This is a genomic window from Brevibacterium sp. 50QC2O2, from assembly GCF_024580675.1.
GTDB lineage: Bacteria > Actinomycetota > Actinomycetes > Actinomycetales > Brevibacteriaceae > Brevibacterium > Brevibacterium moorei.
This window is the reverse complement of record NZ_JANIJZ010000007.1, coordinates 41,448-55,276: the sequence shown is the minus strand read 5'-3', so window position 1 is coordinate 55,276 and position 13,829 is coordinate 41,448. Positions and strand designations below refer to the sequence as shown.

Annotated in this window: 13 protein-coding genes and 1 pseudogene; 7 read left to right on the top strand and 7 right to left on the bottom strand. The window is 63.4% G+C overall.

Features of this window, described 5'->3' with window-relative positions; all coding sequences use genetic code 11:
* Nucleotides 1-14: 14 nt before the first annotated feature.
* Nucleotides 15-1,118, top strand: coding sequence for a tartrate dehydrogenase (locus tag NQ038_RS07530; protein WP_257062268.1), 1,104 nt, complete (start codon nucleotides 15-17; stop codon nucleotides 1,116-1,118).
* 119 nt (nucleotides 1,119-1,237) lie between these two features.
* On the opposite strand, the gene NQ038_RS07525 is transcribed toward NQ038_RS07530, so the two are convergent.
* Nucleotides 1,238-2,419 carry a cobalamin-independent methionine synthase II family protein gene (locus NQ038_RS07525; protein ID WP_257062266.1) on the bottom strand — a complete coding sequence of 394 codons (1,182 nt, stop codon included), beginning with the start codon at nucleotides 2,417-2,419 and terminating at the stop codon, nucleotides 1,238-1,240.
* A gap of 108 nt (nucleotides 2,420-2,527) precedes the next feature.
* Complete coding sequence (locus tag NQ038_RS07520; protein ID WP_257049517.1) at nucleotides 2,528-3,463, bottom strand: LysR family transcriptional regulator; 936 nt, start codon at nucleotides 3,461-3,463, stop codon at nucleotides 2,528-2,530.
* 56 nt (nucleotides 3,464-3,519) lie between these two features.
* Between NQ038_RS07520 and NQ038_RS07515 the strand changes: the two genes are divergently transcribed.
* The 3 genes from NQ038_RS07515 (at nucleotide 3,520) to NQ038_RS07505 (ending at nucleotide 6,299) form a co-directional block, all read left to right on the top strand.
* The gene (locus tag NQ038_RS07515) at nucleotides 3,520-4,521 is read left to right on the top strand and encodes a D-2-hydroxyacid dehydrogenase (RefSeq protein ID WP_257062265.1); all 1,002 of its coding nucleotides are present in this window, start codon (nucleotides 3,520-3,522) and stop codon (nucleotides 4,519-4,521) included.
* 103 nt (nucleotides 4,522-4,624) lie between these two features.
* Nucleotides 4,625-5,812: an FAD-dependent oxidoreductase gene (locus NQ038_RS07510; protein ID WP_257062264.1), complete on the top strand. Its 1,188-nt coding sequence runs from the start codon at nucleotides 4,625-4,627 to the stop codon at nucleotides 5,810-5,812.
* Between the two features lie 277 nt (nucleotides 5,813-6,089).
* Entirely contained in the window at nucleotides 6,090-6,299 is a 210-nt protein-coding gene (locus tag NQ038_RS07505) for a hypothetical protein (protein WP_257062262.1), read from the top strand.
* A gap of 62 nt (nucleotides 6,300-6,361) precedes the next feature.
* Here NQ038_RS07505 and NQ038_RS07500 read toward each other — a convergent pair whose 3' ends face one another.
* A complete protein-coding gene (locus NQ038_RS07500) occupies nucleotides 6,362-7,384 on the bottom strand; it encodes a helix-turn-helix transcriptional regulator (protein ID WP_257062261.1) in 1,023 nt (340 codons plus the stop codon).
* 55 nt (nucleotides 7,385-7,439) lie between these two features.
* Complete coding sequence (locus NQ038_RS07495) at nucleotides 7,440-8,765, bottom strand: SLC13 family permease (RefSeq protein ID WP_257062260.1); 1,326 nt, start codon at nucleotides 8,763-8,765, stop codon at nucleotides 7,440-7,442.
* Between the two features lie 18 nt (nucleotides 8,766-8,783).
* Between NQ038_RS07495 and NQ038_RS07490 the strand changes: the two genes are divergently transcribed.
* The 3 genes from NQ038_RS07490 to NQ038_RS07480 all read left to right on the top strand — a co-directional run bounded on the left by NQ038_RS07490 (nucleotide 8,784) and on the right by NQ038_RS07480 (nucleotide 10,819).
* The gene (locus NQ038_RS07490; protein WP_257062259.1) at nucleotides 8,784-9,578 is read left to right on the top strand and encodes an amidohydrolase; all 795 of its coding nucleotides are present in this window, start codon (nucleotides 8,784-8,786) and stop codon (nucleotides 9,576-9,578) included.
* Nucleotides 9,579-9,610: 32 nt separating this feature from the next.
* Nucleotides 9,611-9,778 carry a hypothetical protein gene (locus NQ038_RS07485; RefSeq protein WP_257062258.1) on the top strand — a complete coding sequence of 56 codons (168 nt, stop codon included), beginning with the start codon at nucleotides 9,611-9,613 and terminating at the stop codon, nucleotides 9,776-9,778.
* 420 nt (nucleotides 9,779-10,198) lie between these two features.
* Nucleotides 10,199-10,819: a hypothetical protein gene (locus tag NQ038_RS07480; RefSeq protein ID WP_257062257.1), complete on the top strand. Its 621-nt coding sequence runs from the start codon at nucleotides 10,199-10,201 to the stop codon at nucleotides 10,817-10,819.
* A 289-nt stretch (nucleotides 10,820-11,108) separates the two neighbouring features.
* Here the strand turns inward: NQ038_RS07480 and NQ038_RS07475 are convergent, their stop codons facing one another.
* From NQ038_RS07475 to NQ038_RS15610, 3 genes and pseudogenes are all read right to left on the bottom strand, one after another.
* Nucleotides 11,109-12,773 (bottom strand): CdaR family transcriptional regulator, encoded by a 1,665-nt coding sequence (locus tag NQ038_RS07475; RefSeq protein ID WP_257062255.1) that lies wholly within the window; start codon nucleotides 12,771-12,773, stop codon nucleotides 11,109-11,111.
* Nucleotides 12,761-13,360, bottom strand: a complete 600-nt coding sequence (locus tag NQ038_RS15615; protein ID WP_373456793.1) for a hypothetical protein — start codon at nucleotides 13,358-13,360, stop codon at nucleotides 12,761-12,763. Before NQ038_RS15615 ends, NQ038_RS07475 begins: the two co-directional genes overlap by 13 nt.
* Before the next feature lie 84 nt (nucleotides 13,361-13,444).
* Nucleotides 13,445-13,828: pseudogene (locus NQ038_RS15610) on the bottom strand (DUF917 family protein); the annotation flags it as partial.
* Between the last annotated feature and the right edge of the window lies 1 nt (nucleotide 13,829).

Genomic DNA, 13,829 nt, shown 5'->3' with positions numbered 1-13,829 from the left:
AACAGAATGCCTCTGTGCCGAACCCATCCGACCAGTCCCACCAGTCCGGACCGCACCGGATCGCCGTGATCGCCGGCGATGGAATCGGCCCGGAGGTGATGCCACAGGGGCTGCGCGTGCTCGATTCGGCCGCACGGCGGTTCGGGATCGATCTGGAGTTCACCGAATTCGATTTCGCGTCCGCCGCCTACTATCAGGAGCACGGCGTGATGCTGCCCGAGGACTGGGAAGCACAGCTGCGCGGCTTCGACGCGATCTACTTCGGTGCCGTCGGCTGGCCCGATATCGTGCCCGACCACGTGTCGCTGTGGGGCAGCCTCATCCAGTTCCGGAAGAAATTCGACCAGTACATCAACCTGCGGCCCTGCAAGCTGATGCCCGGGGTGAAATCACCGTTGGCCGGTCGGGAACCCGGCGATGTGGACTTCTACGTGGTGCGGGAGAACACCGAGGGTGAATACTCCAACGCCGGCGGCATCCTGTTCGAGGGCACTGACCGGGAAACCGTCATTCAGGAAACGGTGATGACGCGCACGGGCGTCGACCGGGTCCAGCGCTTCGCCTTCGAACTGGCGCAGACAAGGAAGCGCCATAAGGTCACCAGTGCCACGAAGTCCAATGGCATTTCGATCACCATGCCCTACTGGGATTCGCGTTTCGCGGAAATGGCGACGCAGTACCCGGAGATCTCGACCGATCAGTTCCACATCGACATTCTGACCGCGAACTTCGTCTTGCATCCGGACTGGTTCGATGTGGTCGTGGCCAGTAATCTGTTCGGCGATATCCTGTCGGACCTGGGCCCGGCCTGCACGGGGACGATCGGCATCGCGCCCAGTGCGAACATCAATCCGGAGGGGGTGTTCCCCAGCCTGTTCGAGCCGGTGCACGGTTCGGCCCCGGACATCGCCGGCCGGGGTCTGGCCAATCCGATCGGGCAGATCTGGTCGGGTGCGATGATGCTGGAGCATCTGGGCCACAAGGATGCGGGGGATGCCATTGTGGCCGCGATCGAGGCCGTGCTGGCCTCGGGCTCGGACGCGCGGACGCCCGACCTGGGCGGCAATGGCACGACCGCTTCGCTGGGTGAGGCGATCGTGCAGCGGCTTTCCGACTGACGGGCGAACCGCCGAGGCCGCACTCACCGGGCGGCATTGCGCTCGGTGAGTGCGGCCTCGGGCACAGGTGTCCTGGGCGGGTCCGCCCGTATGCAGTCCGGCTCAGTCCCGTACTCTGCTCAGCCCCAGAAGTCGGCCGCGATCCTGCGGCCCTGGTCGATCTTGGCCCACTGCTGGTCGGCGGCCAGGGCATTGCCGCCGTCGCAGGAGGCGAAGCCGCACTGGTGGGACAGGTACAGGTTCTCCTTGGGTAGGATCTCCGAGGCCGCGGCCAGCAGGTGCTGGGCCCTGGCCTCGTCGTCCAAGTCCGTGGTCTTCGAGGACAGCACGCCCAGCACGACCTCGACCCCGGGACGGCCGTCGAAGGCGTGGAGCGCGTCGACGGAACCCGCGCGCTCATCATCCCATTCGAGGAAGAAGCGATCGTAGCGCTGGCCGCCGAGGAACAGCTCGGCGATCGCGGCGTAGGAACCGCCGCTCATATTGCGCGACTCGTAGTTGCCGCGGCAGTTGTGGGTCCACACCGTCAGGCCCAGGGAGTGCGCGTAGTCGATGAACTCGTTGTTGATCGACACGAAGGTCTCGGCGACCTCGCGGGCGGCGCCGGCGTGGGGGCCGTTGCCGCTGAACGGCGAGTGGTCGTTGTCATCGGCGAAGAGCTCCCACAGACAGTCGTCGCACTGCAGGATCGTGCCGCCGGCCGCGGCGTATTCCGCGGCGAATTCCTTGTAGGCGCCCAGCAGGCCCTCACGCAGCTCTTCAAGGGTGGCGTAGACGCCCTCGGCTTTGCCGGCGTGGGGCTGGCCGGACATCAGGCCGGACAGTTCTCCGTAGATGTGGGCCGGCGAGGGGATGCACTGCTTGACCGCCTGCACGCTGTCCACACCCTCGGCCTGGGCGACGACGCGCTTCCAGCAGTCGATGAAGTGGTGGTTCTTGCCCGATAGGGGTGCGGTGATACGGATGCCGATGTCGCGGCGGGTCTCGTAGGTGTTCACCCCGTCGAGGTCGCGGAACAGGTAGCCCTGTGGGGCGATGAATCGCTGGGCGCCGGACAGGCCCCACACGAAGTCCAGGTGCCACATGGACTTCGTGTATTCACCATCGGTCAGGACGTCGATGCCGTGTTCGATCTCCTTGGCCACGACATCGTGGGTGTCTGCCACCTCGACTTCCCGGTATCCGGGGAGGTCATCGTAGAAGGGGTAGGCGATGTCATCGCGGTGTTCGATCTGGGTCTTGTAGTCCAGCAGGTCCTGCGGTCGCAGCAGGCTGCCGACGATCTGGAAGCGTTCAGTCATGGCTCCATGGTGGCGCAGAACATTTGCTCAAGGGTAAGGGGCTGTCATTATGTGTAACTATAGGTACTTTCTATGGCTCGCAATAGCCACGCCTCCGCTCCGGGTCCGTTATTCCAGGACCTCTACGTCGTACTCGGCCACGGTGGTTCGCAGCAGGTCGATGTAGTGGGCGGCCTGCTGGGTCAGCTGGAGTGCGGAGTGGGCGATCCAGCCGACCTCGATCCGTTCCTTGACACGCAGTGGAACCGCCACGATATCGGGGCCGTTGAGGTCCGCGCTGACGATGCCGGTGGAAATCGTGTAGCCGCCCAGGCCGATCATCAGATTGAAGATCGTGGCCCTGTCGCTCACGTGAATCGACTTGGGGACGCTGACGGTCGAGAGGATCTCCTCGGCCAGGTGGAAGGAATTCTGTTCGCCCTGGTCGAAGGACAGGCGCGGGTACGGCGTCAGGTCGTCCAGGGTTACCGATCGGCGGCGGGCCAGGGGGTTGCCACTGCCCACGAAGACATGCGGTTTGGCGATGAAGAGCGGATGGAAGGACAGTCCCGCGTCGCGCAGCAGCCGGTCGATCACGCGACGGTTGAAGTCGTTGCGGTACAGGATCCCCAGCTCGCTGCGCATGGTGCGGACGTCCTCGATGAGGTCGTGGGTGCGGGTCTCGCGTAGGGTGAACTGGTACTCGTGGCTGTCTGCCTCTTGGACCATTGTGACGAAGGCATTGACCACGAACGCGAAGTGCTGGGCCGATATAGCCAGTTGGCGTTTCGAAGGGGTGGGGGTGCCGTAGCGTTGTTCTAAGAGCTCGGCCTGTTCGGTCACCTGCCGCGCATAGCCCAGGAACTCGACCCCGTCGGCGGTCAGCGTGATGCCGCGGGTCGACCGGACGAACAGCTCTTTGGCCAGGCGCGCCTCCAGCTCCTTCATCGCAGCCGACAGACTGGGCTGGGAAATGTAGAGGACCTCGGCCGCGGCGGTGATCGACCCGTGCGTGGCGACCTCGACGAAGTATTTGAGCTGTTGGAGCGTCACGAGCTGTGCCATGGGGACAGCCTATAGGGATAGACGACAGGTGATGGGTATCACGTAGAGTTGCCAGTGTGATAGCCAACCACGCCGATACCGCCCGCCGAGTTCGCGCCTGCGTCATCGATCGCGAGGACGGAGCCGGAGCCCAGTACCTGGAGCGGGCGGCGGGGGACCTGGGACTGCAGGTCCTGACGCTTCCCCAGCTGGCCGATATCCACCCCGACACCGAGGCCGTCTATGTCCGTGCCTCCTACTGGACCGATATCGACGAACTCCTGCGGCTGGCTCCCGAACTGAAATGGGTGCAGTTGAGCATGGTCGGCTATGACCGGCTGCTCACCCCTGCGTTCAGGGAATCCGGGGCGACCCTGACGAATGCGCGCGGAGTCCTCGACGATGCCATCGCGGAATTCGTGGTGGGCGGGACCCTGCTGTGGTCCAAGGGACTGCTGACCTCGACCCTGGATTCGCGGGCGCACAGCTCGCACTACCGCGAGCTGCTGGGCAATGACGAGCTGCGCGCGCTGGTGCTGGGCGCGGGCTCGATCGGCTCCGCGGTCGCCCGGCATCTGCGGGGGATCGGAGTGCCGCGAGTCGACGGAGTGCGCCGTACGGTTCCCCCGGATGCCGAGGTCGCAGCCGGCCCTTTCGACAGGGTTCTCACCTTTGCACAGCTGGGGCAGGTCGTGGACATCGCCGACTATTCCGTGGTCGTCGCAGTCCTCCCGTCGAGCCCCACGACCCGGGGCATCATCGACTCCGCGCTGCTGGACGGCTTGTCCGAGCGCGTGGTCTTCATCAATGTGGGTCGCGGCGACACGGTGGACAATATCGCCCTGGCCCGGGTGATGGCGCAGCGGCCGGGATCCGCGGCGGTGCTCGACGTGACCGCGCCGGAGCCACTGCCGGAGGACCATCCGCTGTTCGCGCAGCCCAATGTCGTCATCAGCCCACACATGTCTGGGGATACGCGGGACCGGCACCGGGGCTTCGCCGAACTCTTCTTGGACAACCTGGCCAGGTTCGCCGCAGGTGAGCCGCTGCGCAATGTCGTCGAGACCTCGGCGCCGTGAGCCATGCGGGAGTGAGCCCGGAGGAACGGGCAGGGTCTCAGAGGGCGCCCGCGCCCCATCCGAAATGCACCGCACCATCCCCTGAAAGGAAGCAGTGAGGACAATGAGCACGAACCGCTTTGCAGTCATCGGAACCGGCACCATGGGCGCGCAGGCAGCGTGGCAGCTGGCCCGCGCTGGTCACAATGTGACGGCCTTCGAACAGTACGCGCCGGGCCATCCGCGTGGGGCGGCCGGCGGCGGGAACCGGCTGTTCCGCAATATCGAACTCGAGGACGCGCACTATGCGCCGATCGTGGCGCGGGCGGGCGAACTGTGGACGAACCTGGAGACGGAGTCGGGCTGGCGGCTGCGCGAGCTCGGCGGCGCGCTGGTCGCCGGCCCCGCCGACGCCGAGGAGACCCGCAATGCACTGGCCGCGGCGCAGGACGAACCAGAGGCGGAAATCCTCGATGTCCACGAGGCCAGGCTGCGGTTCCCCTCGCACGCCTTCGACGCCGAGGATGCGATCGTCTTCGACCGGCTCGGCGGGGTGATCCGGCCCGAGCTGACGGTCAAGGCCGCGGCAGGGCTGGCGGTGCGCGCCGGCTGCGAGCTGCGGACGAACACCGAGGTGGTGGAGGTCGAGGATCTGGGCGATAGGGTGCGGGTCGTTTCACGGGTGCAGGGGACAGGTCGTGCCGCAGAAGGTGCCGCGGGCACGGTGGGGGCCGCGGCCGCGGAGACGCGCACCGAGTACTTCGATCGGGTGATTGTGGCCGGCGGGCCGTGGACCCAGCATCTGGTGCCGCAGCTGGCCGATACCCTGCACAGCCACCAGCTGATGTCCGCGTGGTTCACCGGGCGCACCCCGCAGGTGATGGAGGGGATCCACCCGATCATCCGCAGCAATCCGACGTATCTGTACGCTCTGCCGACCTTCGACCACATGGGGATGAAACTGGGGTTGGGGTTCGAACACCATCCCCAGGTGGAACGGCCCGAGGCCGGTCCCCGGCAGGTGATCCCCGAGGTGATGGAGGCGTTCCAGGCGAAGATCCGGCGCTACTTCCCCGGCTTGGATCCGGAGCCCTACCGGGTGGACTTCTACTACGAGTCCTATACGCCCAGCCGACACGAATGGCTGGGCGCGGCTCCGGGGGCGCAGAACGTGATCGTGGCGGCGGGGTTCTCCGGCCACGGGTTCAAGATGAGTCCTGCGATCGGCGAGATCGCGGCCGCCCTGGCAGTGGGAGAACAGCCTGCGGTGGACATCTCGTTCCTGGCCCGGGCGCAGGAGGCAGGGGCTTAGCGGTCCTGATCGCCAGGCGGGTGGCGGCGTTTGGGCCCCGTTTGGGCCCCAGCGTCGGAGCATCAGTGCTTTGCGAAGAAGAAGGGCCGGGTGGCTGTGACGGTGAGCGGGTCGGCCGTGTACTCGCCGCCAATGATCGCCGAGAACAGCCCCCGTGGGGCTCGGCGACTCCGTGGGGCGCTGCCTCGGGCCTCCCGCCTTGCTGGGGCCGCGCCGCCGGATCGCTCTTGGGCCCGCAGATGACGACGGTGCCCGGCGCGGTGATGTGCAGAGGATCGTGTGGGGCGACGAACCGGAACCTGACCCGGATACGGTGTTTGGTGAGGAATTCGTGCAGGTTCAGCCCCGCTACGAAATCGGGTTCGGCCACCGCGTCGCGGCCATCGAGAGTGCGTCGAGGCAGGATGACGTCGACGGTGTCCCCGCCGAAGAAACTGCGGGCCCTGTTGCGCAGGATGCGCCGGCGCACCATGAACGTGGCCCATGAGACGAACCCGAAGACGGTGCCGGCCCGCGCCGCCCAGTCCAGGATGTCCGCCACGGGGAACATCAGGCCTCGGTCACCTCGAGCAGGGTGGCATCGTCCACCTTGGCCGCAGGGTCGCCCATCCGGTGCCGCTGGGCCCGGACGATTGCCTCCTCCGGCGGCATGGAGCCCCATGCTTCGGCGGCCGCGCCAGGGGTGGCCCACAGGGAGCCCGCGCCGATGCAGTCCAACACGCCGTCGGTCGCCAGGTAGATCCCGTCCACGTCTTCCGTATAGCCGGTGAGCGCGTGTTCGGCCGCTGCCGGGTCGTCTGCGGCGACCCAGTATCCGCCGGCGGTGTTGCGGGCCGCCAGCTCCGCCCGGTACAGGGCCTGTGAGAGTCGGCGGAGCGTGGCGGCCCCGGCGCCCGCGGCCCTGGCATCCTGGCGTGCGGTGCGTTCTGCATGGGCCACGGAGGCCAAGCGGGTGTCGGTGACTGTCTGCGAGCTGCCCGCCCGGTTTCGGACGAGGAATCCCGCATCGCCCAGGACCAGCCAGTCGTATCCGGTTCCACGACGGCGCACCATGGCCACGGTGGCGGCGGGCCCCGGTTCGTCCCGGGGCCAGGTGGCGGCTGCCCGGATGGCCGCGGCGAGGACCTGTTCGAGCGAGTCGCCCGGAGCCGAGTAATGCTGGATGGCGTCCGAAAGCGTGCGCGCGTATTCGGCCGCGCTCACCGTCCCGACCGTATCGCCGGGCTGGGTGGCCCCGTCGATGACCCAGGCCATCGTTTCGGTGCCACCCCAGGTGTCCTCATTCGGGCGGCCGAGGTCCCCGGGCAGGCTGGCGGCCCGGGTGCGGATGGCCCGGTGCGGTGCCAGGGTGAGCGTCAATCCGAGGACGTGGGCGGCATTCGCCACCGAGTCCACCCCGGGGGAGCCGATGCCGCGCTCCAGATCTGTGACCCACTTCCGGCTCCTGCCCACGCGCAGGGCGAGCTGCGCCTGGGACATTCCCTGCTGCAGCCGCTGCATGCGCAGGGCGGAGCCGATCGTTCCGGGTGCGATCCCGGAAACCGACGGGTCCAGCTCCAGTGTGATGCTCATACAGAGAGTGTAACTTATTCCTCCCATTTAATGCGAGGAATAAGTTACACAGCGGCTACACCCGCCCCACCAGGAACAGCAGCCAGACGACCAGGGGCACGATCGCAGTCATGGACATGCCCCAGGCCATCAGGCCCTTGAAGGTCTTATCGCGCTTGTCCTCCTCTGTATTGGCAACGACCAGGGCGCCGCCGGTGGAGAACGGCGAGGAATCCACCGCCGAGGCCGCGATCGACAGTGCCAGCACGAAGCCCACCAGGGGCAACTGGCCGCCCAACAGCAGGGGTGCGGCGGTGGGTACCAGTACACCGAACATGGCATTGGTCGAGGCGAAGGCTGACACGATGCCGGCGACGTACATGATGAGCAGAGAGGCCACCAGCACGGAGCCGATCCCCGTGATCCCATTGGCCAGGGTGTCGACGACGCCGGCCTCCTGCAGTACTCCTACATAGGTCACGATGCCGCCGATCAGCAGCACCACGCCCCAGCCGATAGCATCCATGCCGTCCTTGACGTGACGGGGCGCGATCAGGCCCAGGAGCACAGCGGATCCCAGCGCCAGATACCCCACGTCCAGCTTCGCGAACAGGCCCAGACCCAGGATCGCCAGGAACAGCACCAGGGTCAGATAGTTCAGCCAGGTCCAGGACTCCTTCGCCGGGACCTCGGCTGCGGTCGTGGTGCCGGTGCCCGCGGGCGCGGTGGTGACGGTGTGTGCGCTGCCGGCCGGGACCTCGGCCCCGGCGGTTTGCGCACTGCCACTGCCGTGCCGCGCGAGCAGGCCGCGCCCGCCCAACAGGAAGAAGGCGACTAGGTTCAGCACTAGGTTGAATATGAAGGTGCCGATGAAGATCGCCATGGGATCGACGGTGATCCCCGACTTCACCAGCACGCCGTTGACGATCGAGAAGTACACGGCGATGGGCGAGAATCCGCCGGCGTTGGTGCCGTTGAGGATCGATAGGCCCATCAGCAGCGGGCTGATCCGGTAGCGCGAGGCGAAGGCCAGGCCCACCGGAACCAGGATCGCGTTGGTCGCGGCCGAAAGCGCGCCGGAGCCGGTGATGATCGCGGCCAGGATGAAGAAGACCCAGGGCAGGGCCCAGGCCTTTCCGCGGGTCAGGCCGACGGCCGCGTCGACGACTCTGGCGACGGTGCCATTGGCCCGCGCCAGTCCGAAGAAGAAGGTGACGCCCACCAGGGTGACCAGGAGGTTCGTGGGGAATTGGGCCGAAACGTCGTCGGTCTTCATCCCGAAGTAGAAGGTGCCGAGCGCGAAGGCGGCGAACAGGGCGATCGCACCCATGCTCACGCCGCGCCACATCGACAGGGCGAAGATAACGACGAGCCCCACAACGCCGATGATCGTTGCTGTCATAGATATATCGTAGGACCCATGGCTGACACGCTGTTCGATCCACCTACCGCCGCCCCTGGCGACTACCACGCCCACGTCTTCCAAGCCGGCGTCGCCGCCACGGAGCACCCGCGCTACGTGCCGGAATACGCTGCGCCTCCCGAGGCCTACCTGAAGCAGTTGGACGCCCATGGCCTGGCCTGGGGCACGTTGATCCAGCCCAGCTTCCTGGGCACGGACAACAGCTACCTGCTGGCTGCCCTGCAGCAGTACCCCCAGCGGCTGCGCGGGGTGATCGTGATCGACGATGTCAATCCCTCGGCGACGTTCAACGCGCTGGGCGGGTTCGTCAAGGACGGTTTCGTCGCTTTGCACGAGGCCGGGGTCCGGGGCGTGCGCCTGAACCTGATCGGACGCCAGATGCCGGATCTGGCCGGACTGGCCTGGGCGCCGATCCTGCGGTTCATGGAGAGCCTGGACTGGCACCTGGAGTTCCAGGCCAAGGCCGACCAGCAGATCGAGATCGCGGACCTGCTGCCCAAACTGCCGGAGGACCTGAAGATCGTCATCGACCATTACGGCCTGCCGCAGACGTCCTTGGAAGTGGAACTGGGCGAACATCCCCTGTTCGACCTGGTGGAGGAAGCCGGGGAACGGCTGTGGGTGAAGGCATCGGGACCGTACCGCTGCGGTCCGGGGGCCGCGCGGGCCATGCACGATGAGCTGGAATTCCGAGGTTTCACCCGCTTCGTTCCGGGTTCGGACTGGCCGCACACCCGGTTCGAAGAGAAGTGCGACGGGGCCTGGGACGGGTTCGGTGGTTCGGAGGAATGAACTGCTTCGCGTAAGTGAGTAAGGAGAGCGACGTGTGTAAAGTTCCAGAACTGCCGGCCTTCACACAAGCACGTGCCTTCGGTCAGTTCCCCGATCTTGAGATCTCCGACGACTTCGGCGATTCGATGGGTGAAGAGGAACTGGAGCTGTGGAAGCCGACGGAACCGCTGCGGTTGGAGCGACACGGCCCGGCTATGTGATTGGTATGCCGGCGTGTCCAAGAGGTTGCATGGCTTCCAGTAGCGTTGGACCTTCAAAGGTTGCCCGTTCGAGCAGTGCTAGCAGTTATAAGGCGCTCACCTGGAATGATAACGATGCGATGACCAAGTGTGTAGCTGAGACTGTTTCTCGCCAAATACTTGGTGTAGCATTTGTGGCGAGCGCCCACCCAACGCTCAGCCAAATATGGCGGCAGATCGTTCACAGTTTAATTTTGAGGAATTTGCCGCGGCAGTAGTTGGACTGAAAAACTCGGATAATTAATTGTTGCGTCTACTGTGTAAAGAATTTTCGTTACATGCAGAGCTGTAAACATCTAATCCAGCACTACAATCAAAGTGACGGCACCGGAGTTGCGAGAGTTTAAACTAATCGTAATCATGGTAATTAAGGAAATAAATATGAAGAACATCATGAAAGTCGCTGAACGACTTAGCGACTGGATATTACAACAAATTCCTGGATGGGCTATAAATAAAGGCCTCAAGTCTCGTATAATCAGTGCAACTTTAATCGCTACTTTCCCGCTGATCGCACTGGTTGGGGCCTTTGGTTTAATTTCTGCATCTGTTTCTGGGGGTTCTCAGCCAACAGATGAGGCTATGCGGGGAGTAGCTGTGTTCACAGCCTCGGTATTTGGCCCTATGCTTGTTGGTCTCTGGGTGGTATCGGTGTTCATTGCTGGAAGTTTCTCGCATGCGATTTGTAGGGTTAATGACTCTGTAATAAAAATTGCCGCTTCTGCAATTAGTTTAGTTGCTGTGTGGTCCGGAGTTGGCGCCGTTGTTGGAATGCTAGGAGGATTCGCTTCCCCCGGCATTACGGTGTTTATGAGAGATGTTTTGAACATAAACTCTGACGGCTTGTCCATGCCCGTATCTGGCCGCCAAGTGATAAATCTGTCTACTTTGGGGCTAGTCGTTGGCGCGCTCCTCGGGTGTCTAGTGTCGGCACGTAAATCTCTGGAGGCGGATACGTTATCTAGACTGAAGATAGTGGAAATCTTTAACCTAGTCCTGTAACTTGTTGTAGTCTGGGTGTTTTACTGGCCAATGCTTCCTGTAAGCCCCTCTTATTTAAGAAATATTGCCGCCTCTGAGAATGATCAACATCTGTGTTCGATGGATATGAATACAGTTCATAATATCGCAGACATATCATACATTTGCGTGGCGCGCGGTGCTGGATTTTCGTGGGTGTCAAGCCCCTGGGTGCCTGCTACAATATCAATTGTTCTCATTTCGATTAATATTTTCTTGTGGTGTAGGAAATATGCGTCTCTTAAGTCATCGAGAGTGTAAGTGAGTTACTTTAACCTGCTGCCCGCACCGCTAGGTGCAGTGCCAACCTGGCATCGGGCTGATGGAGGTCGACGCCCAGGATGGCCTCGATCCTGTGGATGCGGTCTCGTACCGTATTGCGGTGCACTCCTAAGAGTGCTGCGGTTTCAGACAAAGACGATTCGGCGTCCAAATAGGCGCGAAGCGTAGGGCGCAGGGTAGACGCTGCCCGGTCCAAAGGCTCCAGTAGTTCGTCCACAGTGTGAGTGAAGGAATCGGCTGATGTCCAAGCCAGTAGGAGCTGCTCGGTACTCAGGTTGTCAGCAGCCATAACGTACCCGGATTGTGGTCGGGTGGCGGCTACTTTCGCAGTGTCCTCGGCCTCATGCAGGGAGATGACGAATCCGTCTGCGCCGGAGCGGACGGTGCTGATGCCCAAACAGACGGGAATACTGCGACGGATCACTTTGGCTGCCTTGCGCAGTAGCGTTGTGGCGGGTGGGCGGTCGGCGCCGACAGAATCCTGACTTGCCATCGGACGTTTGCCCACCGTGTTGAACCACAGTAGCCAGCCGGTGTCCTGTTCTACCAGGTTGTAGTGAATTCCCGAGCGGTCCATCTCGGATCTGACAGCCTGGGTTAGGCTGGGGACCGTTTCAGCGGCCCGTTCGCGCGTTTGAAGATTCGCTTTGACCACGCAATGGTCCGCAGCCAGGTTCCAACCTTCTTCAGCAGCCTTCTGCAATAGATCGGGTCGCACCCGGACCGGGTCTGTGACCTTGAACTCCTCGATCAGGGCCCGCTCACGCATGGACCCACGTTGTTCGTGCATCCGAGTGCGCGCCACGCAGTTGCCGCATACTAAGGCGGCGGCTTCCACCAAAGGGGAGTAATACGCTCGGTCAGGTCCGATCGCAGGATCAACCTCCGCACCGAACCACAAAGATCCTAGGTCGTCAGCGGGCACCGGCGATGCCATGAGCGCCCGGCCGGATGACAGGCGGAAATCCTGAGTTCCAGAGAGTGAGGTGGCTCCGGCAGCTACTGCGCCCATGTCGAGGTCGTGGTTTCGGACCAGAACTGAACCGCCTGCATACCGCCCTGCCGTAGCGGATGTCTCCGACGGAGGCGTATCATCTGGGCCATAAAGGACGTGGCCGGTCGCGTCGAAGAGCACAACAGGCCGGCTAAAGAATGAAGCTATCCGGTCGTAGGTCTGGCCCAGCCCCAAAGAAGTATCAGCGCCAATGCGCACCAGATCAAGGACACGCAGATCGGCACGGCTGCGTAGCCCCGAAAGCACGGCCTCGGTCACGGTATAGACAGGACGGGGATCAGACGTCGTCACAAGAGCCACTTGTAAACGTTCGGCTAAATCCGCGGCGGAACTACGGGCTGGCACACTGCCTTTGGGCAATACCAAAGCGGTCGCGCCCTGTTCATGCAGGAACCTTAGCAGGACGTCGATATGCCAGTCCCAGACGATGTGCGACGCCATCACGATGACAAGCGCCTGGTGCAATTCCGCACGGTTCGCACGCAACTGATCAACAACCCCAGAGAGACTCCGGGTGTATCCGGGCAGTATAACTGCGTGCACCCGCGCGACCTGGCGCTGACCCGGCCCCGCCAGCAGCTGGAGTTCACCAGTCTCAGGGTGGGACACCACAGAATTCACATCGATCATGTCCACCATCCGCTTTCCGGATTCTCAATTCCATCCTCCAACCCATAGGAGCACGGGGAAATCCTCTCCAAAGCTGTAGGGTGGTTCGCCCACCATGGCTCTGCCACTCGAGTTAAGACGATCACCTCGTGGCCCACCCGCAGATCTTGGACTGCCAAAGGGCGCAGGGTTTTTCGATCGACGACCTGGATGATATCTGGTGCCGTGGCCAGTACCCGGCCATCGACCACAGCGACCAAGTACTCGCTGGTCGCCTCGACGCGTACAGCATAGCCCGAGTCCGAGTCGACCAACTGGTAGGACTCGACTTCGGTGCCCAGGCCGGTGACATAGCGATTGTGATGGCGGATCCGCCCTGTGGCTAGTGCAGTGATGCCTAGATCTGTCCGTAGCGTATCCGCCTCTTGAGCAAATCTGTTCATTGAAGCCCGGGAGTGGGTCCAATCAATCAATGCGCCGATGCCGGCAGCACCGCTAACCGTCCCATGGATCAGCTCTTTGGCCCCCACCGGAACCGTGGTGGGGGCCAAAGCCAACATTAGCCAGCCGCCTGCGGTCTGCACCATGGAGCGGACCAGATCCTCCAGTTCGGCCATATCCCTGCCGGACAGTGCTCCAACCTCGCCCAGTGCACCGCTGAAGCCAACTGACACTCCGCCTGTCGGAGCGTATAAGGACCCCTGTCCCAGTCTCTGTGTGGCGCGTCCTACCAAGTCCGCATCCACCAGGTCCAACCCCTCGCTTAGAGCACAGTGAACGGCGACCAGGGTAGAGAGGCCACCGACTTGGAACGGGACGACACCGGTAAAAGTTCGGTCCGTCCAGCGTTCCAATGCTCGCAGCGCAGAACCGGCTTCAGCTCCGCCTGGCAACATCTCGGCGAACACGTCTACAGATCCGACCAAGACCAAGGCTGCCACATCGTCTCCGATCTGCCACTGACGCAAATCAACCCGCTCGACACCGTGAGCACATAGGTACAGCTCCAACAGACGGGTGGAACCCCCGCCGCCGCTGCCCAGGAAGGTGCAGCCACGGGCGAGGGCCCCAACGTGAACATCCATG